Annotated in this window: 2 protein-coding genes; both read right to left on the bottom strand. The window is 63.6% G+C overall.

Annotated features, from left to right (window positions below):
• Positions 1-133: 133 nt before the first annotated feature.
• A complete protein-coding gene (locus tag ACFVXH_RS41360) occupies positions 134-538 on the bottom strand; it encodes a hypothetical protein (protein ID WP_387482565.1) in 405 nt (134 codons plus the stop codon).
• A 1-nt stretch (position 539) separates the two neighbouring features.
• Positions 540-1,199, bottom strand: a 660-nt coding sequence (locus ACFVXH_RS41355) for a major capsid protein (RefSeq protein ID WP_387831242.1), incomplete at its 5' end; no start/stop codon positions are given.

Below are 1,199 nucleotides of genomic sequence, written 5' to 3'. Positions count from 1 at the left end.
TCGACGTGCTTTCGCAGCATGCGCTCGGCCATGTCCAACAGTGCGGTCGCCCGCGCCCGTTGGATCGAATCGAGGGGGCCCCATTGCGCCGCAAGCTCGTCAGGTGTTGCGAATGCCATGAAGCCCCCTCATCTCACTGTGCGTCGAGCGCGTTGACTGCGGCGACGAGCTCGTCCTTGCTCATGTCCTCGACACCGTCGATACCGCGCCAGGCTGCGTACTCGACCCATTCAGGCTTCGGCGCCGCATTCTTCGGGCGCTCGAGCTTGACGTCGGCAGCCGGTGGAGTGTCCGAGGTTGTCGCGCCAGGCTCCGCCGGAGTGGCAGGCTGTTCTGCAGGCACTTCCGCTTTGGTCGACGGATCAGGCTGATCAGCGAGATCCGAGAGTGTCAGATCTGCGCCGAACGCCTCGACCTGCTCACCGCGCTCGATCTCCGAATCGGGCAGATCGACAACGTCACCGAAGTAGGCGAACCGTCGCTTACCTTCGTGATTGAGGTACTCCCATACCGCAACTCGTATCGTCTTCTCGGTCATGTCAGCCCGCCAATCCGGTGACCTTCTTGATGGAGTACGGGTTCGTAACTCCGAAGATCGGCTGGACGTAGGACTGGACCCAGTTCTTGCGCGTCTTCTCTTCTCGCCACGTCTCGGTCGTCAGGCCGACTTCGTAGTCGAGGAAACCGACCTGACCGCGCGCGACGGCGTAGGCGGTGCCGGCGGTCACGCGATTGGAATCGAAGATCTCGATCCCGGATGCCCGGAGGATGGCTTCATAGTCCTCGCCGTAAGCGATGACCAGGTTCGCCTTCTCCTGCGGGTTCACGATCCAGAGGTCGTAGACCACGCCGAGTTCCTCGCGGTCGGCGGCAAGCTGGACCTTGGCGAAGTCGGCGCCGGGACGCTCCGCGTTGGGGGTCGGTGCGTTGCCCGAGAGGGTGACGTTCGACCAGTCGTGGCCAGGGACCACGCCCGCGCCGTTGAGACCGGCGATGGCGGACTCGAGAGTTGCGACTGCGCGCGCGTTGACCTTCCGCACAACCGTGTTGGCGAGCTGAGTCACCTGGTTGTCGAAGTACACGACATCGTTTCGACTCTTCGCCTGGTCGGTGATGTAGAACTTGCCACCCCAGTCTTCGGCCGATGCGGTCTTGGGGTCCTGGCGCTCGCCGCCGACGATCGGGTACTCGTTGCCGGC

The sequence above is a fragment of the Kitasatospora sp. NPDC058184 genome (assembly GCF_042883725.1).
In the GTDB taxonomy this organism is placed as follows: domain Bacteria; phylum Actinomycetota; class Actinomycetes; order Streptomycetales; family Streptomycetaceae; genus Kitasatospora.
The sequence above is the reverse complement of the archived record's forward strand: the minus strand, read 5'-3'. Positions and strand labels throughout refer to the sequence as shown.